The sequence below is a fragment of the Micromonospora sp. D75 genome, from assembly GCF_018070405.1.
GTDB lineage: Bacteria > Actinomycetota > Actinomycetes > Mycobacteriales > Micromonosporaceae > Micromonospora > Micromonospora chalcea.
This window is the reverse complement of sequence record NZ_JAGPXV010000892.1, coordinates 1-1,792: the sequence shown is the minus strand read 5'-3', so window position 1 is coordinate 1,792 and position 1,792 is coordinate 1. Positions and strand designations below refer to the sequence as shown.

General features: G+C 74.5%; 3 protein-coding genes. All 3 read left to right on the top strand.

What is annotated here, in order from left to right:
* Nucleotides 1-853: PD-(D/E)XK nuclease family protein (locus tag KBX39_RS30405; protein ID WP_210873849.1), on the top strand; the 853-nt coding region annotated here is incomplete at its 5' end.
* A 204-nt stretch (nt 854-1,057) separates the two neighbouring features.
* Complete coding sequence (locus KBX39_RS30400; protein WP_013288421.1) at nt 1,058-1,261, top strand: cold-shock protein; 204 nt, start codon at nt 1,058-1,060, stop codon at nt 1,259-1,261.
* A gap of 178 nt (nt 1,262-1,439) precedes the next feature.
* Nucleotides 1,440-1,792: DEAD/DEAH box helicase (locus KBX39_RS30395; RefSeq protein ID WP_210873847.1), on the top strand; the 353-nt coding region annotated here is incomplete at its 3' end.

Genomic DNA, 1,792 nt, shown 5'->3' with positions numbered 1-1,792 from the left:
GTGGCCGGCCGACCCGCTGGGCGCCCGCCGGCCGGCGCTCACCGAGGCGGCGGAGCTGGTCCGCCGGTACCTCGCCGACCCGGAGGTGGCCCGGCGCGAGGCGGCGCTGCTCGCCACCACGGGCGCGGCGGAGGACGCCGAGGTGGCGCGCTGGCGGCGCGAGGCCGAGCTGCTGCTCGCCGAGCGGGCGGAGCTGGCCCGGCAGGCTGAGGCGGCCGAGGTCGAACTGCCGGGCCAGATGTCGGTGACGCAGCTCGTGGCGCTGCGCCGCGACCCGGAGGCGCTGGCCCGTACGCTGCGCCGCCCGATGCCCACCGAACCGACGCCGTACGCCCGGCGCGGCACCGCGTTCCACGCCTGGCTGGAGCAGCGCTTCGGCGCGGACCGGCTGCTCGACGTGGACGAGCTGCCTGGCGCGGCGGACGAGGACGCGGCCCCGGACGAGGCCCTGGTCGAGTTGCAGGAGCGCTTCCTGGCCAGCGAGTGGGCCGACCGGGTGCCGGTGGAGGTGGAGGTGCCGTTCGCCACTGTCGTCGCCGGGGTGGTGATCCGGGGCCGGATGGACGCCGTGTTCGCCCGCCCGGGCGGGCGCTACGACGTGGTCGACTGGAAGACCGGGCGGCAGCCCACCGGCCGGGAGGCCGACGCGGCGGCGGTGCAGTTGGCGGTCTACCGGCTGGCCTGGGCGGAACTGGCCGGGGTGCCGGTGGAGCGGGTCGGCGCGGCGTTCCACTACGTCCGGGACTCGGTGACCGTCCGCCCGGCCGACCTGCTCGACGCGGACGGGCTGGCCGATCTGGTGGCCGCCGTGCCGGAAATCCCGGGGGATCTACCGCAGCGCACGAGTCCGTGATACGTTGTCCGGGTTGCAGTTTTGGTTTCCAGAGACTCTGTGTGCGCCTGGCGGATTGTGGCCCCAGGCGCTCTTTGTTGTGTCCGGAGTTCTCCGGGCGGGGCGACCAGCAGCGACAGGCACGCCGCGTATTCCACGCGCGGGGTGCTCCTCTCCGGCCCGCAACACGTGCGGGCCGACCGTTCCGTCAAGGAGACGAAACACATGGCAATTGGCACCGTCAAGTGGTTCAACGCTGACAAGGGCTTCGGCTTCATCACCCCGGACGACGGCGGCGCCGACGTCTTCGCCCACTTCTCGGCGATCCAGACCTCCGGCTACCGGAGCCTGGACGAGAACCAGCGGGTCGAGTTCGAGGTGACCCAGGGCCAGAAGGGCCCGCAGGCGGAGAACATCCGCCCGCTCTGATCTTCGGATCAACCGGCACCACCACCGCGCCCTCTCGGGCGCGGTGCACGGGCCGGCCCGCCTCTGCCGGGCCGGCCCGTCCCTTTCGGTTCGTGCTTGTGACCACCGGTGACGCCGGTGACGCGCCGCAGCCCGGCGCCCTTCCTCGACACGTGCCGCCTCGAGGAAGGCTTTCCGCATGACCACGACCCTGCCCACGTTCGCCGCCACCGGCCTGGCGCCGGCGCTCGTCTCCGAGCTGACCGCGCAGGGCATCTCCGCGCCGTTCCCGATCCAGGCGGCCACGCTGCCGGACTCGCTGGCCGGCCGCGACGTGCTCGGCCGGGGCCGCACCGGCTCCGGCAAGACGCTCGCGTTCGGGCTGCCGCTGCTGCACCGTACGGCCGGCCGCCGGGCCCGCCCGGGCCGTCCGCTCGCGCTGGTGCTCGTACCCACCCGGGAACTGGCCGCGCAGGTCACCGCCGCGCTCACCCCGTACGCTGCCACGCTCGGGCTGCGCTGCGCCACAGTGGTCGGCGGGCTCTCCCTGAC

Bases quoted from the DNA above. Each gene is read 5' to 3' on its own strand.
- KBX39_RS30400 (WP_013288421.1), top strand. From the start codon at position 1,058: ATGGCAATTGGCACCGTCAAGTGGTTCAACGCTGACAAGGGCTTCGGC.